General features: G+C 57.9%; 13 protein-coding genes and 1 tRNA gene. 9 read left to right on the top strand and 5 right to left on the bottom strand.

The genetic code is table 11. The features are described 5' to 3' along the window. Nucleotides 1-91 precede the first annotated feature (91 nt). Nucleotides 92-168 (bottom strand) — tRNA-Met (locus G411_RS0106050). Nucleotides 169-275: 107 nt separating this feature from the next. Continuing rightward, nucleotides 276-1,043 (bottom strand): SDR family NAD(P)-dependent oxidoreductase, encoded by a 768-nt coding sequence (locus G411_RS0106045; RefSeq protein WP_022958281.1) that lies wholly within the window; start codon nt 1,041-1,043, stop codon nt 276-278. A gap of 224 nt (nt 1,044-1,267) precedes the next feature. On the opposite strand from G411_RS0106045, the gene G411_RS0106040 reads away from it, so the two are divergent. Genes G411_RS0106040 through G411_RS0106030 form a run of 3 tightly spaced genes read left to right on the top strand, consistent with a single transcriptional unit; the run spans nt 1,268 to nt 4,907 of the window. Beyond that, the gene (locus G411_RS0106040) at nt 1,268-2,431 is read left to right on the top strand and encodes a 1-acyl-sn-glycerol-3-phosphate acyltransferase (RefSeq protein WP_022958280.1); all 1,164 of its coding nucleotides are present in this window, start codon (nt 1,268-1,270) and stop codon (nt 2,429-2,431) included. Continuing rightward, entirely contained in the window at nt 2,431-4,578 is a 2,148-nt protein-coding gene (gene dinG, locus G411_RS0106035; RefSeq protein WP_022958279.1) for an ATP-dependent DNA helicase DinG, read from the top strand. Before G411_RS0106040 ends, dinG begins: the two co-directional genes overlap by 1 nt. 2 nt (nt 4,579-4,580) lie before the next feature. After that, on the top strand, nt 4,581-4,907 hold the full coding sequence (locus G411_RS0106030) for a YqcC family protein (RefSeq protein WP_022958278.1): 327 nt from the start codon (nt 4,581-4,583) through the stop codon (nt 4,905-4,907). 34 nt (nt 4,908-4,941) lie between these two features. Here the strand turns inward: G411_RS0106030 and fixJ are convergent, their stop codons facing one another. Further along, nucleotides 4,942-5,565: a response regulator FixJ gene (fixJ, locus tag G411_RS0106025; protein ID WP_022958277.1), complete on the bottom strand. Its 624-nt coding sequence runs from the start codon at nt 5,563-5,565 to the stop codon at nt 4,942-4,944. Between the two features lie 172 nt (nt 5,566-5,737). Here fixJ and G411_RS0106020 point away from each other — a divergent pair, with 172 nt between their 5' ends. From G411_RS0106020 to G411_RS0106010, 3 genes are read left to right on the top strand one after another with little or no spacing between them, the layout of a single operon-like run. After that, complete coding sequence (locus G411_RS0106020; RefSeq protein WP_022958276.1) at nt 5,738-8,812, top strand: cache domain-containing protein; 3,075 nt, start codon at nt 5,738-5,740, stop codon at nt 8,810-8,812. Beyond that, on the top strand, nt 8,802-10,325 hold the full coding sequence (locus G411_RS0106015; protein WP_022958275.1) for an ATP-binding response regulator: 1,524 nt from the start codon (nt 8,802-8,804) through the stop codon (nt 10,323-10,325). The genes G411_RS0106020 and G411_RS0106015 overlap by 11 nt, the downstream gene beginning before the upstream one ends. A 3-nt stretch (nt 10,326-10,328) precedes the next feature. After that, complete coding sequence (locus G411_RS0106010; protein ID WP_084495323.1) at nt 10,329-11,063, top strand: M48 family metallopeptidase; 735 nt, start codon at nt 10,329-10,331, stop codon at nt 11,061-11,063. Here G411_RS0106010 and G411_RS0106005 read toward each other — a convergent pair. Further along, nucleotides 11,049-11,708, bottom strand: a complete 660-nt coding sequence (locus G411_RS0106005) for a TetR/AcrR family transcriptional regulator (RefSeq protein WP_022958273.1) — start codon at nt 11,706-11,708, stop codon at nt 11,049-11,051. The two genes, G411_RS0106010 and G411_RS0106005, sit on opposite strands and share 15 nt — an antisense overlap. Before the next feature lie 136 nt (nt 11,709-11,844). On the opposite strand from G411_RS0106005, the gene G411_RS0106000 reads away from it, so the two are divergent. Next, nucleotides 11,845-13,491 (top strand): GMC family oxidoreductase, encoded by a 1,647-nt coding sequence (locus G411_RS0106000; protein WP_022958272.1) that lies wholly within the window; start codon nt 11,845-11,847, stop codon nt 13,489-13,491. 12 nt (nt 13,492-13,503) lie between these two features. On the opposite strand, the gene traF is transcribed toward G411_RS0106000, so the two are convergent. Next, nucleotides 13,504-14,622, bottom strand: a complete 1,119-nt coding sequence (traF, locus tag G411_RS0105995) for a conjugal transfer protein TraF (protein WP_022958271.1) — start codon at nt 14,620-14,622, stop codon at nt 13,504-13,506. Nucleotides 14,623-14,800: 178 nt separating this feature from the next. Here traF and G411_RS0105990 point away from each other — a divergent pair, with 178 nt between their 5' ends. Both G411_RS0105990 and G411_RS0105985 read left to right on the top strand, forming a co-directional pair. Continuing rightward, nucleotides 14,801-15,451, top strand: coding sequence for a lysophospholipid acyltransferase family protein (locus tag G411_RS0105990; protein WP_037508889.1), 651 nt, complete (start codon nt 14,801-14,803; stop codon nt 15,449-15,451). 106 nt (nt 15,452-15,557) lie between these two features. Then, on the top strand, nt 15,558-16,766 hold the full coding sequence (locus G411_RS0105985; RefSeq protein ID WP_157581152.1) for a sensor histidine kinase: 1,209 nt from the start codon (nt 15,558-15,560) through the stop codon (nt 16,764-16,766). Nucleotides 16,767-16,803 lie beyond the last annotated feature (37 nt).

Genomic DNA, 16,803 nt, shown 5'->3' with positions numbered 1-16,803 from the left:
GGTAATTGAGGGCCGCAAATACTGTTTGTGCGTCTTATTATATTGATACAAAAAAGGCGAATCAGCTGTACGCTTGATTCGCCTTTCTATTTGGTAGCGGGGGCAGGATTCGAACCTACGACCTTCGGGTTATGAGCCCGACGAGCTACCAGACTGCTCCACCCCGCAATTGACTGGTTGTCTTGTTCCTCAAGACAGGTCGCGCATTATAGGGACGACCTTTGGGTCTTGCAAGCCTTTGTTTGTACAAAGGCTTATTTTCTCGAGAAAAGTGCTCAGGCGCTGTGACGAATGGCGCCATCGACAGGCAGCAGGGTGCCGTTGATGAAGGAGCCGGCATCGCTGGCAAGCAGAATGACGGGGCCGATCAGCTCGTCGATGCTCCCGAGGCGACGAGCCGGCATGGTGCTGATGTAGTCTTTCCCCGCCTGCGTCGCGAAGAAATCTTCGTTCATCTCAGTCAGAAACCAGCCCGGTGCGATGGCGTTGACGCGGATGTTGTGACGCATGAGGTCGAGCGACATCACGTTGGTCAGGTGGGCAACGGCGGCTTTGGAGGCGCAGTACGTTGCCTGGCCCGTCTGTGCCATGATGGCCAACACAGAGGCGATGTTGATGATGCTGCCGGGCAGGTTCGCCTCTACCATGCGACGGGCGCCTTCCTGAGCGACGTTCCACACGCCGTTGAAGTTCGTGTTCATCACAAAGTCGCGTGAGGCTTCGTCGGCTTTCAGAAAGTTCTTCGGGTCGGCCACGCCGGCGTTGTTGATGATGATGTCGGGCACCCCCAGCTCGGCGATGGCTTGGTCGTAAGCGGCGTTGACGCTGTCACGGTTGGCGACGTCCATGGCAACGGCGCAGGCTTTGCCGCCAGACTGGCGAATGTCGGCAACCAGTGCTTCCAGTCGATCCACGCGTCGGGCACAGGCAATGATTTCGGCGCCGGCGGCAGCAAGTCCCTTGGCGATGCCATGACCGAGGCCGGAGGAGGCGCCGGTAATGAGTGCGCGCCGACCTTTAAGTGAGAAGTTGTCCAGACTCATGGGTGTCCTCGTTATCGTAGTTTTCTCGTTAGGTTGCCCGATTAAAGCGATTTTGGCTGCTTAGAGGAAGGACTTTGCATGTCTAGTTGGCAGTGCGGGCGTGTTGCGGCAATCGGTGGCGGCTACTGACATGGGGAACACGCATCAGGGAGGTAATTGGGGTAGAATCCCGGCTGGTTTGTGTGGCCCCGGCCGGGCCTCTGGTGTGCTGAGTATGAAGAATAATGGATGAATTTGCCGATATCCGACCCTATCACGATAACGAGGTTCGAGACGTTCTTGACCGCTTGCTGATTGACCCGGAGTTGATCGCCGCGGTGGCCAGCTTGCGCATGCCCCGTCTTAATCGGTGGTTCCCGGGGCTGTTACGCCCGCTGGTTTCCCGGATTCTGCGCCGACAGCTTATTGGTGTGGACTCTGTTGCGGCCTTTCAGTCGGTCGTTAAGGTCTACATGGATCAGATGATCGAAGGCAGTACGAGAGAATTTGTGGTGTCGGGTGTCGAGCATCTGTCGCCCGGGAAAGCCTATCTGTTTATCAGTAATCATCGCGACATCGCCTTGGACCCGGCGTTCGTCAACTACGCGCTCTACCACAATGGCCTGGACACCGTGCGGATTGCGATTGGGGATAACTTGCTGTCGAAGCCCTTTGCCGCGGATCTGATGCGGATTAACAAGAGCTTTATTGTACAGCGCAGCGCCAAGGGGCCTCGGCAGATGCTGGCAGCCTTCCGCAAGCTGTCCAATTACATACGCCATTCTCTGCTGGAAGAGCGTGCCTCTATCTGGATTGCCCAGCGAGAGGGGCGGGCAAAGGACGGCAATGACGCGACGGAAGTGGCGCTGATCAAAATGATCGGTATGTCGCAGGACAAGGGCAGCGAGAGCTTTGCCGAATTTGTGGCGGCCATGAATGTGGTGCCGGTGTCGATTTCCTATGAATGGGATCCACTGGATGCGGCCAAGGCGCGCGAGTTGGTACAGATTGAACGCGACGGCGCTTACCAGAAGGCGGAACACGAAGATCTGAAAAGCATTGGTACTGGCATTGTCGGTAACAAGGGCCGTGTTCATGTGCACTTTGGTCCGCGTATGCAGGGCGATTACGCCGACGCGGCGGCGCTGGCTGCCGCGCTGGACCGCGAGATTATCGGCAATTATCCACTGCATAGCAGCAATGTGCTGGCCTATATGCGACTGCACGACGACGCACGCTGGCGGACGCTGGATCTGCCAGAGATTTCGGACAAGCAGGTGGCGGAGTTTGATGAGCATTTCGCAAAAATGCCGCCGGATTACCGCCGTCGAGCCTTGGAAATTTACGCACAGCCGCTGGTCAATCAGTTGCGTCTGAAAGACGTGGCTCAGGAGACAGCAAATGCCTAATGCCGGCGCGCCGGGAGTTGTCGGTGCTCAGTGATGATCTGAAATCGCAGATTCAGGGGGCTTACCGCCAGTTTCTGAACAACAAGTCGCTGAAACCCCGGCTTGGCCAGCGCCTGATGATTGCACATATTGCTCGGGTGCTGGGTGGCATCAAGCGCAATCAGGAGCATTTGCGCAGTGGCGGCGACCACCTCTGTGTAGTGGAGGCGGGTACCGGAACGGGCAAGACGCTGGCCTATGCCCTGGCAGCGATACCCATTGCCCGCGAGGCGAACAAGACACTGGTTATCGCGACGGCGACGGTCGCTCTGCAGGAGCAGATTTTGCAGCGTGACTTGCCGGATATTCTCCAGCACAGTGGTCTGTCGTTCACGCTGAGCCTGTCAAAAGGGCGCCGACGTTATCTGTGTCTTTCAAAACTTGATCAACTATTAAGCGGTGGTGACACACAGGTGTTGCCCCTGTATCCCGATGAGCGCAGCGCGGCGCCGGACAATGACGCACTGACTCTCTACAAGCACTTTGCTGAAAACCTGGCTCAGGGTAAATGGGACGGCGATCGCGACAACTGGGAAGCGGTGCTGCCAGAGGAGCAGTGGCAGCGCGTTACCACTGACCACGCACAGTGTGGCGGACGACGTTGCAGCCACGTTAAACAGTGCAGCTTTTTCAAAGCGCGGGAAGCGATGACGCAGGCCGAGGTGGTTGTGGCAAACCATGACCTCGTACTCGCGGATCTGGCGCTGGGAGGGGGGGCGATTCTGCCGCCGCCGGAAGAGTGCATCTACGTATTTGATGAGGCGCACCACCTGCCGGATAAAGTCATTAATCATTTCAGTGCCAGCTTCCGGCTGGGTGCCAGCGAGCGCTGGCTGGAGCAGGCGGAGCGTTCAATAGCACCGATCTTGGCTTTACCTGCCATGCAAAAATCGCTGCGGGGGCAGTTTGAATCGTTACTCAATCTGCTGATTGCCGCGCGCGAGGGCATGCAGCCGTTGCGCAGCCAATTGGTGGATTTGCTCGACGATGCCGGAGAGCGGCAGGGGAAAAAACTGCGTCGGTTTGAAGATGGTCAGGTTCCCGCTGAGCTGGCCACGTTGGCGCGGGAGCTGCGAGCGGCATTTGGTGCGCTGGTTCAGCATACGGAAGGATTGATTGAAACGCTGCAGGAAGGGTTGGACAAGGGGACGCTAGAGCAGCGACGCGATGAGTTGGAGCAGTGGCTGGCCGATGTTTCTGCCATGCGCTTTCGTTGCCAGACCATACTGGCGCTGTGGCAGTCTTACGCCAGTGATAGCAGCAAGGAGAAGCCCCCCATTGCCCGCTGGCTGACGTTGGTTGAAGCGGGGCAAGGCCTGATGGATATGGAGCTGAACAGCAGTCCGATTCTGGCCGCGAAAACCTTGCAATCGTCCCTGTGGTCTCGCTGTTATGGCGCGGTGCTGACGTCGGCCACCTTGACCGCGCTTGGCAGTTTCAAGCGTTTCAGTATGCGGGCGGGGCTGTATGAGGATGCCAGTTTTGAGGTGGTGCCCAGTCCCTTCCAGCATGCCGAGGCGGGTGAGTTATACATTCCCGCCATGGCCTGCGATGCGGGGGATGCCGAGGCCCACACCGAGGCACTGATTGAGATGCTCCCCGAACTGCTGAATAAGGATGAGGGTAGTCTCGTCCTGTTCGCTTCCCGCCGCCAGCTGAATGCAGTGCTGGAAGGCGTGCCGCTGTCTTTGCGGCGTCTGATTGTCGCGCAGGGGGAGTTACCCAAGCACGAAATTCTCAGCCAGCATCGTCAGCGCGTGGATGAGGGCAAGGGCAGTGTGATTTTCGGTCTGGCCAGTTTTGCCGAAGGTGTGGATTTGCCCGGCAAGTATTGCAGCCATGTGGTTATTGCCAAAATCCCCTTTGCGGTGCCGGAAGACCCCGTGGAAGAGGCGTTGGCAGAGTGGATCAGTCGCAACAACGGTAACCCCTTTATGGAGATCACTGTGCCTGATGCGGCGGTCAAGCTGGTACAGGCCAGCGGCCGCCTGCTGCGCAGTGAATCGGATCGCGGCCGCATTACCATTCTTGATCGGCGCATTGTGACCCGGCGCTACGGGCGCCAGATGCTGGACTCAATGCCGCCCTACCAGCAGCGTATTGAATAGCGATGGAACACGACGCATTAATTGCCGCCACCCTGATAGATATTGAAGCGGAGTTGCGTGGCATCGGCCACTGGGATCGGGTCTCACCCCCCGTCGAAGCGCTGCGCAGTGAGCAGCCATTTGCGGTGGATACCTTGCGGTTTAATCAGTGGCTGCAATTCATTTTTATTCCCCGCATTCGCTTTCTGATCGAGCAGGAGGAAGCACTGCCGGGTGCCTGCAGTATTACGCCGATGGCGGAAGAGTTTTATCGAGGACAGCGCTTGCCAGTCGGGGGCTTGCTCGATGCGCTGGAGCGCATCGATGCCTTGCTAAGTGGGGATGGCTGAGTCGTGATGCTTGAGAGGACGCGGTTGAGTAAAATTATTGGGCGCTGCCGTTATCTTCAGCGGCCATGACCATGCGCACCAGGTGAGCCAGTGAGCGCACACCCATTTTCTCCATAACGCGCGCGCGGTGAATCTCGACGGTACGCTGGCTGATATCCAGATCGTAGGCAATCACCTTATTGGCTTTACCTTCAATCATCAGCTCCATGACCTGCTTTTCCCGTGGCGTCAGTTCGGCCAAGCGCTCAATGATTTTGTGTTTGGCATCGAGTTCGGCGCGGTTTTCGGTATCTGCGGCAATGGCCTGCTGAATTTTGCCCAGCAGTTCTTCTTCCCGGTAGGGCTTCTGAACAAAGTCTACCGCGCCGCGCTGCATGGCTTCGACAGCCATCGGTACATCACCGTGGCCAGTCACAAAAATGATGGGCAGAATCGAGTTTCGCATGTTCAGCTGACGCTGCAGCTCCATACCATTCATACCGGGCATACGGATGTCCAGCACGAGACAGCCGGCCATATCGGTAGAAAATTCTTCAAGGAAGCTGTCAGCGCGGGAGTAGGCCGCTACGTGGTAGCCTACGGACTCCAGCACCATCTGCAGCGAGTCGCGAACCGCGTCGTCGTCTTCTACCAGGTAGACAGTAGCTTCTTTGGTCATTATTCCGTCCTTGCTCGTTCGATGTTATTGCTTTCAGATTAGCGGAAACGCAGGGCCATTGACCAGCCTATTTGCGAATTTAGCCCCCCGATACTGGCGGACTGCCAATTGAGCCGATAAGCTTTGGCGATATGCGCCAGATGGCGGCTTAAAACAACAGCATAGGGTGCGCATGAAACCGAAGCGCAGTTTAGTACAAATCTACCTGCTCAGCCTGGTCGCGCTGTCGGCGATTCCGCTGGCAATTCTCGGCTATATTTGGATCGCCAAAGAATACGAGCAGTATACCGAGCAGAGTGAAGATTGGCGCAATAACTATATTGAGACGCGCCGCGAACTGCTGCGCCGGGAGGTGGACAAGGCCGTCGAATACCTCGAGTTTCGGCGCACGCAGTTGAACCGTCAGCTATACAACGATCTGCGCCAGCAACTGGCGGTGGGGTTGTCGCTGCTGGAAAACACCCGCAAAGAGTCTCAAGGGGAAAGTCGCAGCGAGCTGCTCAACCGGCTTCGCACCACCATGGGCGCCCTCAGCTTTCACGACAATAACGGCTTCTTCTTTCTATTCGGCGGCGATGGGCAGGATATTCTGCCCCCGATGCATCCCGATGGCAGCAAGCGGCTGAGTGATGCCAAGGTGCTCAAGGCTTTTGCCGCTCAGATCAAGTCGGTGACCAAAGAGAAAAATTACGACTTCGTCGAATATCGGGTGAACGACAGCAGTCGCGGTGGTAGTGAGCGCAACTTCAGTTTTGTGTATTACTACGAGCCTCTGAATGTCTACATCGGCGCCAGTGTCTACCTGCATGCGGAAATTGGCCGTGTGCAGCAGGAAGTGATTGAGCGCATTGCGGCGGTGCCGGTCGACACCGACAACTCTATTCTGTTTGTGGTCGATGCCGCGGGGCGGCAATTAGTAAACGGCTATCACCCCGAAGCCGTCGGCACGACGATGCCCGGTGTGCTGGAAGCCGCGCGGCGCATGGACAGCAAGGAGAACAGTCTGTTCACCGAGTTGAGCTGGCCGAATAACGAACAGCCAGACCAGCCGCAGCCGGTGGTCTCCTATCTGCGTCGTTACGAACCCTGGGGCTGGGTTCTGGGGTCGGCCGTCTTCCTGGACGAGCTGAATGCCAAGCTGCTGGATGAGCGCTCTGCACTGCAGGCGCGAGTCGAAGAACATATCCTGTCTATTATGCTGATCGCCTTCGGGCTGATGCTGTTCTCGATGATTGCCGCTCGCTGGCTGGCGCAGCGCAGCGCTCATGGCTTCAGTATCTTTCAGCAGTTTTTTGCCGACGCCAGCAAGCGCTCGACCTTTATCGACGTCAACCGCCTGCCATTCGCCGAATTTCAGCGCCTGGCAGAAGACGCGAATTTCATGGTCGACAAGCGTACGCAGACTGAGCGCGCGCTGAAGCTGAGTGAGCGCCGCTTTCAGTTGGCGTTGGATGCGGCGCAGAATCACCTCTGGGATCTTGATCTGAGTACTGGCCTCGTCATGGTGAGCCCCAGCTTTTTCCGCTCGCTGGGATACCGGCCGCTCTCTAAACCCCATCCCGTTGGCTCTTATAAAGAAGTGGCCTGCCCGGATGATCTGCAGATTATTGCCTCGGCGGTCGATAGCTGGTTAGGGCTGGCCACGGGTAACAGTGTCGAATTTCGCGTGCGCGACAGCGCCGGGAACTACCGCTGGATATACAGCCGTGGCGATGTGGTGGAAAACGATGACCGCGACCAGCCGTTGCGTGCGATGGGGATCATGATTGATATCACTGATCGCAAGCGGATGGAGCAGGATCTGGTCGATGCACGCATTTCTGCAGAGGATGCCCTGCACGCGAAAAGCCAGTTCCTGTCCAGTGTCAGCCACGAGCTGCGCACGCCGCTGAATGGCGTATTGGGTTATGCCCAGCTGTTGCAGAAAGAGGTGGGACTGCCGGGAGAAAGTCAGGAATATTTGCGCGCCATCGAGAGTTGCGGCAAGCACCTGCTCAATCTGATTAATGATGTGCTGGATCTCGCCAAGATCGAGAGCGGCAACATTAATATCTTGCCCGAAGCCAATAAGCTGGACGATGTGATTGCCAGTGTGGGCGATATCGTCGGGCACCGGGCGAAGTCAAAAGGCCTGGAGTTTATTATCGATATCGATACCAGCGTGCCGCAGGAATTGGAATTTGATGCGGTGAAGCTGCGGCAGGTGCTGGTGAACTTGCTCGACAATGCGGTCAAGTTCACCAATAAGGGCAAGGTCAGTCTCAAAATATTCGTCCGCGATGAGCGGGATACGCTGGACTTCGAGGTCACGGACTCCGGTATCGGCATTCCCGAGTCGAAGCTGCACGATGTATTCGAACCCTTCAAACAGGTCAATCCGCAGGACGGCAAGGGGACCGGGCTCGGTCTGTCGATCTGTCGGCGACTGGTAGAGGCGATGGGCGGCAGTTTGAACTTGCGCAGTAAAGTCGGCGTGGGTAGCTGCTTCTACTTCCACATTCCGCTGATTGTTGTTGAGCGTGTCGGGAGCCTGCCTGATGGCGATGCGGGTCGCCGCAGCGAGGAGCTCAGCAGTGACATGATCGCAGGCAATCCGGCAGTGATCGTGGCCGATGATGTGATGGTGAACCGCCAAGTACTGCTCGGCATGTTGGATGACATTACCAGTGATGTTCGCGAGGCAGCCAATGGGCTGGAAGTTATTGAGCTGCTGAAGGAACGCCCGGCGGATATTGTGCTGATGGATCTGCGTATGCCCGAGATGGACGGCATGGAGGCAACCCGCATCATCAAGCAGGAAATGAAGCTGAATGTGAACATTGTTATGGCTTCGGCCACCACCGATGAAGGCATGGTGGCGGAAGCGCGATCGGTCGGCTGCGATGATTTCCTGCCGAAGCCGATCAGTATGAATGAACTGTACAAAGTCATGGTGCGTTTCTGCGGCCGAGCGACAGCAACGGTGACACGCGCGGAGCCTGTCGAGCCCGCAGACGAGCCCGTGGAGGTGACGCCGGTACGCGTCGCGATAGATTTGCCGGAAGCCTTTATTCAGCAACTCAAGGAAGCTGTGGATGTGGGGGATGTGACCGGATTGCGCGAATTGCTGGGGCAATTGCGCAGGCGTTATCCCCAGCAGTCCGCCCTGAGCGATGAGGCGGAACGGCTGTTAAGGGAATTTGATTTTGAACGGCTGGCGCAGCTGTTCGAGGGACTGGACGAGGGAGTCAGCCTGCATGACGCGTGATCAGGGAGGAGAGCAGATTCTGCTGGTTGACGATAATCCGACGAACCTTCAGGTGTTGTTTAAAACCCTTGAAGGGAGTGGGTATCGGCTGCTGGCGGCCCGCGACGGCGAGGCGGCCTTGTATACCGCAAAGCGTGCCAAGCCATCGCTGATTCTGCTCGATGTGATGATGCCGGGGATGGACGGTTTTGAGGTCTGTGAGCGATTAAAGGCAGACCCCGATACGGCAGATATTGTGGTGATTTTTCTGTCGGCGCTGACCGACAGCCAGTCCAAGGTTCACGGTCTGGCGATCGGCGGGGTCGATTACATCGCCAAACCCTTTCAGGCCGATGAAGTGTTGGCGCGGGTACGCACCCACATCAAGCTCCAGCGTTTGGAGCGGGCTCTGGCGCGGCGCAATACCGAACTTGAGGACGAAAACCAGCGCATCTTGAATGCGGTGGAAGAGGGGATTTTCGGTCTTGATGCCGAGGGCCGCGTCAGCTCTATGAATGCCCGGGCAGCTGAGTTAACGGGTTGGCCTCAAGCCGATGCGCTGGGCGAACCACTCCTCGGTCTGGATCTTTTTCCCGGCGATGACGGCCTGAATCAGTCCCTGTCGCTGCTTTGCGAGGCGGGGGTCAGCCTGCGCAAAAACCACGCGGAAATGACGCGCCGTGATGGCAAACCCCTGCAGGTTGCGCTCAGTGGCAGCGCGCGCAGTGAGGGCGGTGCGGTGCTGGTGTTGCGTGATATCAGTGAGTGGCTGGCCAATCAGCGGGCGCTTGAGCAGGCGCGCAATGAAATGGACCAGCAGCGTCAGCATCTTGCCCATATCGAACGTTTGAGTACCGGTGGTGAAATGGCCGCCGGGATTGCCCATGAGGTCAATCAACCGCTCACCGCCGTGACCAATTATGCGCGGGTCGCACACCGCCTGCTGGCCGATTTGCCTGAGGAGAAGCGCGCCAAACTGGACGATGTGTTAAACAAAATCGGGGTTCAGGCTGAACGGGCGTCGGCGGTGATCCAGCGCATGCGCAGCTATGTGAAGAAGCCCTCGGGTGCAAAGTCGGTAATCAATCTCAATGTGCTGCTGAAAGAGGTGTTGGCTCTTGCCGAAGTCGACTCCAAGGTCAATCGCACGCGGGTGGTGTTGCAGGCGGCGGGCGACTTGTCCAGCATTTACGGCGACGAGGTGCAGATTCAGCAGGTAGCCTTGAACCTCATTCGCAATGCGATGGAGTCTACGGCTGCGGCGGGCAGTCACCGTCCGGTTGAGGTCAGTACCTTTCCCGCTGGCGGGCATGTCTGTTTCAGGGTGAGAGACTTTGGCCTCGGTCTGGCAAGAGAGGTTGAGGAACAGCTCTTCAGCCCGTTTGTGACCTCTAAAGAGGGCGGAATGGGGATCGGTCTGTCGGTGTCACAATCGATCATGCAAGGGCACGGGGGGGATATCCGCTATGAAGCTAACCCCGACGGTGGTGCGGTATTTATCTGTGAATTCCCGCCCTGTGTGGCTGACGTATAAGTCGTGGCAGTAAAGAAAGCCACTGAGGAACAGCGTCAGATACTGCTTGAAGCGGGCGCGTTGGGCTATTGCCTCAGGCGTCATCCACGACGTCAGCGCCGCTTGTCGCTATTGGTTTCTCCGCGAGGAGAGGTCGAGGTAAGGGCGCCTGTTGCGGCGCGGCAGTCAGATATCGATGCCCTGCTTCGCCGTCATGAGGACTGGCTGTGGCAGTGCCGCGAGCGCGCCGCCCAGCAGGACTTGCCACGTGCCCCCCAGCAATCTGGCGACCGCATATTCTACTTGGGGCAGACATATACCTTGCAGTTGGTCGAGGGGCGCGGTGGGCGCCTGGATGAGGCCGCGCGTATCCTGGAACTCGCCGTGAGCGACCACCGCGCAGAGGCAGTTCAGGCGGCATTGCAGCGCTGGTATCGCCAGCGCGCCGAGCAGCATCTGGAGGCGCGTCTGAGTGCTTGGGCCGCGCAGGCAAGTTGGGTAACGACACTGCCACCACTGCGGCTACGCCGGATGCGCTCGCGTTGGGGAAGTTGTTCCCAGCGGGCGATCTGCCTGAATACGCGACTGATGATGGCGCCGCCGCAGTGCATCGACATGGTTATTGTTCACGAGCTTTGCCACTTGCGGGAAATGAACCACAGCCCCGCATTCTATGCCTTGATGAGCGAATTGATGCCAGACTGGCAGCAGCACAGCGAGCATCTGGACGAACTGACGAGAGCGTTAATGCTCGACTGACAGCGGCGCATCCTGTTGCTCAGACAGGGCCATGAACAGCAGCAGACTGCTTTCCACAAGTATGTCAGGGCTCTCGCGGTAGTCATTCAGTACCCAGCGGCGCGCCATCTGGACTGCGGCGCCAACCAAGCCCGCGTAGAGCATGGCATCACTGGCAGGTGGCACAATGCGGGCGATGCCTAATACCTGAGCCAGTTCCCCGAGCAGCGCTGCGAAATCCTCCATCGCTTGGTAGTACAGCGCGTCCATGGTTTTACTCACGCCAAAGATTTCAAACAGAATCACTCTGGCCAGTGAGGGGCAGTTCTGCAAGGTCTCGAAAAACGCCTGAAGTCCCGCTCTCACCGCTTGTTCAGCGCTGCCGTTGCTGCGGTGAATGGCGCTGAGCATGGCTTCCCGCAGAATCTCCGTCTGCTGCTGATACAACTCTCCAAGTAGGGCTTCGCGGTTGCTGAAGGACTCGTAAAAATAGCGTTCGGTGAGCCCTGCTGCCGCGCAGAGATTGCGCACGGTCGCGTTGCTGTAGCCTTGCTCGGCAATCAGATTGAGGGCGGCTTCCAATAGCAGTTGTCGCCGCTCTGCACGGCGGGCATCGGAGCTTTGGCCGCGGTAGCTGCGGCGGCGTTGGGGAGCGGATTCTGGCATGGCTGAATTTTGACATGCCGTGTTGTCAGATGTAAAGTGACAACAGCTGTTGTCAGTATCTCGAAACGGTATCTCCAAGAGTTGTGCCGCGAGCAAGGTGAGCGCGCAGCGGAACGTAGAAAAAAGGGTTTAAAACATGGCGCAGACAGACTTTGACGTCGACTATCTGGTAATTGGCTCGGGCTTTGGCGGCTCGGTGTCGGCGCATAGACTGACTCAGAAGGGCTATTCGGTAGCGGTTGTGGAAGCCGGTAAACGTTGGCACGCCGAAGATTTGCCTCGCAGTAACTGGAACTTCCGTCGCTGGTTGTGGCGCCCGCTGCTCGGGTTGCGTGGCTTTTTCAATATCCGCTGGTTTCGCCATGTGCTGATTTTACAGGGCAATGCTGTGGGTGGCGGTTCAGTCACCTACGCCAATACCCTGCTGGTGCCCAAGCACAGTGTCTGGGAAGAAGGCAGTTGGGCCGGGCTCGCCGACTGGCAACGCGAAATGCCTCGCCATTATGACGAAGCACGACGCATGTTGGGGGTTACCGAGAACCGCATCCTCGGGCCCGCAGATTATGCCTTGAGGGACATCGCTGAAGACTGGGGCTGTGGTGACAGCTTCTACCGCACACAAGTTGGCGTGTTCTTCGGCGATGAGGGCGAGCCCGCTGGAAGGCGATATAGCGACCCCTACTTTGATGGCGAAGGCCCGGATCGCAACAGTTGCATCGGCTGTGGGGGCTGTATGGTGGGTTGCCGCTACGATGCCAAAAATACGCTGGACAAAAACTACCTGTACTTTGCCGAGAAGCAGGGTGCCGAGATTATTCCCGAGATGCGCGTGGTGGATGTTAAGCCGCTGGGGGGCGAGGATGGCCGCGACGGTTACGAAGTGACAGCAGTATCCAGCACGCGTTGGTGGCGTCGGCAGCGTCGCCGCTGGAAGGTGCGTTCGGTGGTCTTTGCCGCATCGTCGCTGGGGACACAGGATTTGCTCTTCAAGCTTCGCGACAGCGGTTCATTGCCGAAGATTTCCGACCAGCTTGGCAAACGGGTGCGAACCAATGCCGAATCGCTGATTGGCGTGCGCTTGCCGAAAGACGCCGATATGGACAAGGGCATTGCCATTGGTTCGGGTGTGTATCTGAATGAGCACACGCATATCGAGGCCACCCGCTATCCCGAAGGTTCCGATGCCATGGGTATGCTGGTCACTGCGATGACGCGCGGCACGGAAGGCCCGGCCCGAATTCTGGTCTGGCTGAAGACGATCTTCGGTCTGCTACTGACCAAACCGCTGCAGGGGCTGCGCATGCTGGTACCCTTTGGTTTGGCAAAGCAAACGATGATTTTCCTGTGTATGCAGACCCTGGAAGGCCATATTGATATGCGCTACCAGCGCCGCTGGTATTGGCCGTTCAGCAAGCGCATGGTCAGCCACGGCGAGCGTATTCCCGCGTATATTCCCGAGGCCAGTGACTTTGCTCAGCACGCCGCGGAAAAGCTTGGTGGCATGGCGGGCAGCCTGTTAACCGAAGTGCTGTTTAATATCCCCGCCACGGCCCATTGCATGGGCGGTGCGGCGATGGGGCGCAGTGCTGAGGAAGGCGTCATTGATTACCGAAATCGTATTTTCGGCTATGAAAATCTCTACGTATGCGACGGCGCGATGCTGGGTGCCAACCTCGGTGTGAATCCTTCGCTGACGATCACTGCCCTGACCGAGCATGCGATGAGTCATATTCCCGCCAAAGCGCAGGTGGTTGAGGTGAGTGGCCGTCGCGAGGCGGCCTGAGAGCAGCGCGGGCTACAGCGGCATTTGCAGGCCGAGCTGGAAGCCCAGTTCGCGTTTACCCGCGGCGGTTCCTCTGATGTCAAAACGCAGCGATCGGCCCAGGGTGTAGCGCAGCCCGGCGCTGCCGGTATTGCGTTCGTAGTGCTCCTGCACATCGTTGTAGCCCAGCAGCAGGTCCCAGCGGCGTGTCATTCGCAGGCTGCCATCTACGCGAATATCCCGGCGAGAAGAAACTTCACCAAAACGTGGGCGTGGCACAACATCGCCCATAATCTGCAGGCTGCCCCAGTGGCGGCGGTAGTCGAACCCGGCTTGAATACGGCTGCGCTGGCGATAGCGGTGGCCGTTGTGGCCTCGTAGCGTGTCGGTGTAAAGGTCACTGATGACCAGTTGCAGCCCCACGCGTCCCAGTTGTTTGCGAAGCCCAAGATCGATATTGGGCTGCACGGTATTTTTAATGTCGGTGCCCCAGTCAAAGACATCGCCGCGTTCATAGTCGTTGTAGTCAATGCGGCGATCCAGCAGGCTGATGACCTGAAGCTTGGCGAGTACGCCGATTTCCAGTTGGCCGAAGTTCTCCAGTTGATAATGCAGATTCAGGCCAAAATGGCTGTGCATCACCCCTGCGACATCCATGTACGACTCGAGGTCCAGAGGGCGGAACAGGCCGGTAATGCTTGCGAATCGCAGCCGTTGCTCATCGCCCGGATCATAGTAGAAGCGCGCGGTGCCACGTAATTCTGTGCCCATAACATAGTGGGCGGGACTGTCTTTCTTGCCGGCGAAGACGAAGTCCAGTTCACCACGCAAACTGGTGATCGCGCCGTCGAGATTCTCCAGGGCGGCGACCAGATCCTGTTCGTCGCCAGGAATTAACAGAAAGCCTCGCGAGCGCGCTTCCAGGGCCTCGCTTTCCTCTTTGAGCTCCAGCGCCTTGTCCAGCAGGTCGTCGCGGTCGTCAAAGTAAAGCTGCATGCCGAAGTAGCTTAATGTCTCGCGATTGTCGCGGCTGTGTCCGGCATCGGCAGGGTTAACGGTAAGGTCGGCGATGTTGACGTCGGCAGCGCTCGCAAATGGGCTGCCAAGCAGCAGGACGCAAATGCTGTAAAACAGGGCGCGAATTCTGAACACGAAGATCTCCGGTAAGGGCGAGTGTGAGTCGACAGTGCTGCGTCACGCCTTGCCTGTTATGTGTTATCTTGGCGAGCATAGCGGTGCCACCCGGAAGGGGCAAGGGTGCCGCGTGAGACTTGTGACGGTCGCCGGTGGCCGCACGGGGTGTTAAAAGCCAATAATAACGATGTCCATCATGCACTCATCTTCAGCTTTACCTGCGCAGCGCAAAACCGTTTGCAGTTACCCTCGTATTCTCTGGTTAATTCGCGTCCTCTTTCAGGGCGGGTTTCGACTGGCAGGCTGGACGTTCTCCACTCAGCCGCCAGCCGAGCGGAAATATGTGATGGTTGTGGCGCCACATACCAGCAATTGGGATTTTTTCCTGATGGTAGGCCTGGGGGCTGCACTGGGGCGGCAAGCGCGATTCATGGTCAAGGACAGCGTATTTGTCGGCCCGCTGGGCAGCCTGATGCGCTGGCTGGGCGGGATTTCGGTGGATCGCAGCAGCCAGAATAACGTTGTTCAGCAGATGACGGAGACCTTTGCGGGTACCGACGATATGGTGCTGATCATTGCGCCTGAGGGCACGCGCAAGGCGGTGCCTCGCTGGAAGGGCGGTTTCTATCATATTGCTGCGGGGGCGCAGGTGCCGGTGGTGCCGGTGTTTCTGGATTATGGCCGCAAACAGGTCGGTTTTGGTGAGCCCTGTCTGCCCAGCGGAGACCTCGATGCGGATATGCCGGTCATCCAGCAGTGCTATGCTGATGTCACCGCTTGCCATCCGGAGGGCGACAGCAGTCATCCGGCCAAGCTCTCGTTAAGCGCAGCTGATGTAGGTAATTGACCCAATAACTGCCCAGCCACCCACTACGAGAAAATGCGGCGAACAATAATGACAGTACACTAGGGGCTGCTTTCTTTTGGCTGAGCACAGCGCACATAACACAGAAATGAATGACTTCTGGCGGAGTATCCTGGGGCCGGAAATGCCGCCCCATGGCCACTGCTATCTGTGGAACGACTCGCTGGTTTGGTTGCATGTGACCAGCGATACGCTGATCAGCCTTTCCTACCTGACCATTCCCATTGCGCTGATTTATCTGGTTCGCCACCGCGACGATCTGAAGTTTAACTACATCTTTGTGATGTTCGCGTTATTCATTTTTGCCTGTGGTGCCACCCATATGGTGAATATCCTTAACGTCTGGTACGGCGCTTACTGGCTCAGTGGAACGATCAAGGCCATTACCGCGGTGGTGTCGGTGGGCACGGCGATCGTGGTGTGGCCGCTGTTGCCCAAGGCACTGGCCTTGCCCAGTACGTCCCAACTCTGGGAGCTGAATCAGAAGCTGCAGGCGGAAGTCGCCGAAAACCATCGCAAGCAGGCGGAGGTTGAGAAATTGTCGGCAGACCTGCGTGCACTGGTCGATCAGCGAACGGCCGAGCTGGCCGAGGCGCGTCTGACCAAGACGCTGCTCGAGCAGGCGAATGCCAAGCTCACCACCAGTAATCAGGCGCTGGAGGATATGTCGCGGGCCAGTACCGAAGGCTTTATTGAGCCGCTGCGAGTGATCAATGTATACGGGCACCGGCTCAAAACACGCGAGGCGGATAATTTGCGTGCAGACCAGCGAGAGTGGCTGGATAAAATCTGCGTAGCCAGCGACAAGGTGTCGTTGCTCAATGCCGGCTTGCTGCGCTACTGCCAGTTGCCGATGACAGAGTCCGAGGCGTCGTCGAATGTGACCGAGCTTGTCGGGAACGTGCGGGAGAAGCTGTGCGATGAACTCGAGCTTGCGAAAGCCACGCTAAGCTGCGGGCAGCTACCCGAATCGCCCCTGCCGTCGAAAGTCATGGAATATGTACTGACTGAACTGATCGTCAATTCTCTGCGGTTTCGCAGCGCAGAGCCACCCCATATCGAGATTGCCGCGCTGCCCGCCAGTGAGGGGCAAGGGCTATTGGTTCGCGATAATGGCCGGGGTATTCCCTGCTCGCGGCAGCGGCGGGTCTTCGGTCTGTTTGAACACTTCGATTCCTCAGGGCTGGGTGTGGGGCTGGCGGCAGTCAAACGCTTGCTTGAGGAATACGGTGCGCAAATCAGCCTGCGCAGCGACGGGGAGAGCGGCAGCGAATTTCGCATCCACTATCCGCGCTGATACCGCGGCGACTGGTCACCCGGCCCGCGTCTCTTTA

Origin of the sequence: Spongiibacter tropicus DSM 19543 (genome assembly GCF_000420325.1) — a bacterium.
Lineage (GTDB): Bacteria > Pseudomonadota > Gammaproteobacteria > Pseudomonadales > Spongiibacteraceae > Spongiibacter > Spongiibacter tropicus.
Note: the sequence above shows the minus strand (reverse complement) of the source record. Positions and strands in the feature narration are given on the sequence as shown.

What these genes read in the sequence shown, in the direction of transcription:
- G411_RS0106000 (WP_022958272.1), top strand. Translation starts at nt 11,845, where the DNA reads ATGGCGCAGACAGACTTTGACGTCGACTATCTGGTAATTGGCTCGGGC.
- G411_RS0106030 (WP_022958278.1), top strand. Translation starts at nt 4,581, where the DNA reads ATGGAACACGACGCATTAATTGCCGCCACCCTGATAGATATTGAAGCG.
- G411_RS0106040 (WP_022958280.1), top strand. Translation starts at nt 1,268, where the DNA reads ATGGATGAATTTGCCGATATCCGACCCTATCACGATAACGAGGTTCGA.
- fixJ (WP_022958277.1), bottom strand. Translation starts at nt 5,565, where the DNA reads ATGACCAAAGAAGCTACTGTCTACCTGGTAGAAGACGACGACGCGGTT.
- G411_RS0105985 (WP_157581152.1), top strand. Translation starts at nt 15,558, where the DNA reads ATGAATGACTTCTGGCGGAGTATCCTGGGGCCGGAAATGCCGCCCCAT.
- G411_RS0106045 (WP_022958281.1), bottom strand. Translation starts at nt 1,043, where the DNA reads ATGAGTCTGGACAACTTCTCACTTAAAGGTCGGCGCGCACTCATTACC.
- G411_RS0106015 (WP_022958275.1), top strand. Translation starts at nt 8,802, where the DNA reads ATGACGCGTGATCAGGGAGGAGAGCAGATTCTGCTGGTTGACGATAAT.
- G411_RS0105990 (WP_037508889.1), top strand. Translation starts at nt 14,801, where the DNA reads ATGCACTCATCTTCAGCTTTACCTGCGCAGCGCAAAACCGTTTGCAGT.
- dinG (WP_022958279.1), top strand. Translation starts at nt 2,431, where the DNA reads ATGCCGGCGCGCCGGGAGTTGTCGGTGCTCAGTGATGATCTGAAATCG.
- G411_RS0106020 (WP_022958276.1), top strand. Translation starts at nt 5,738, where the DNA reads ATGAAACCGAAGCGCAGTTTAGTACAAATCTACCTGCTCAGCCTGGTC.
- G411_RS0106005 (WP_022958273.1), bottom strand. Translation starts at nt 11,708, where the DNA reads ATGCCAGAATCCGCTCCCCAACGCCGCCGCAGCTACCGCGGCCAAAGC.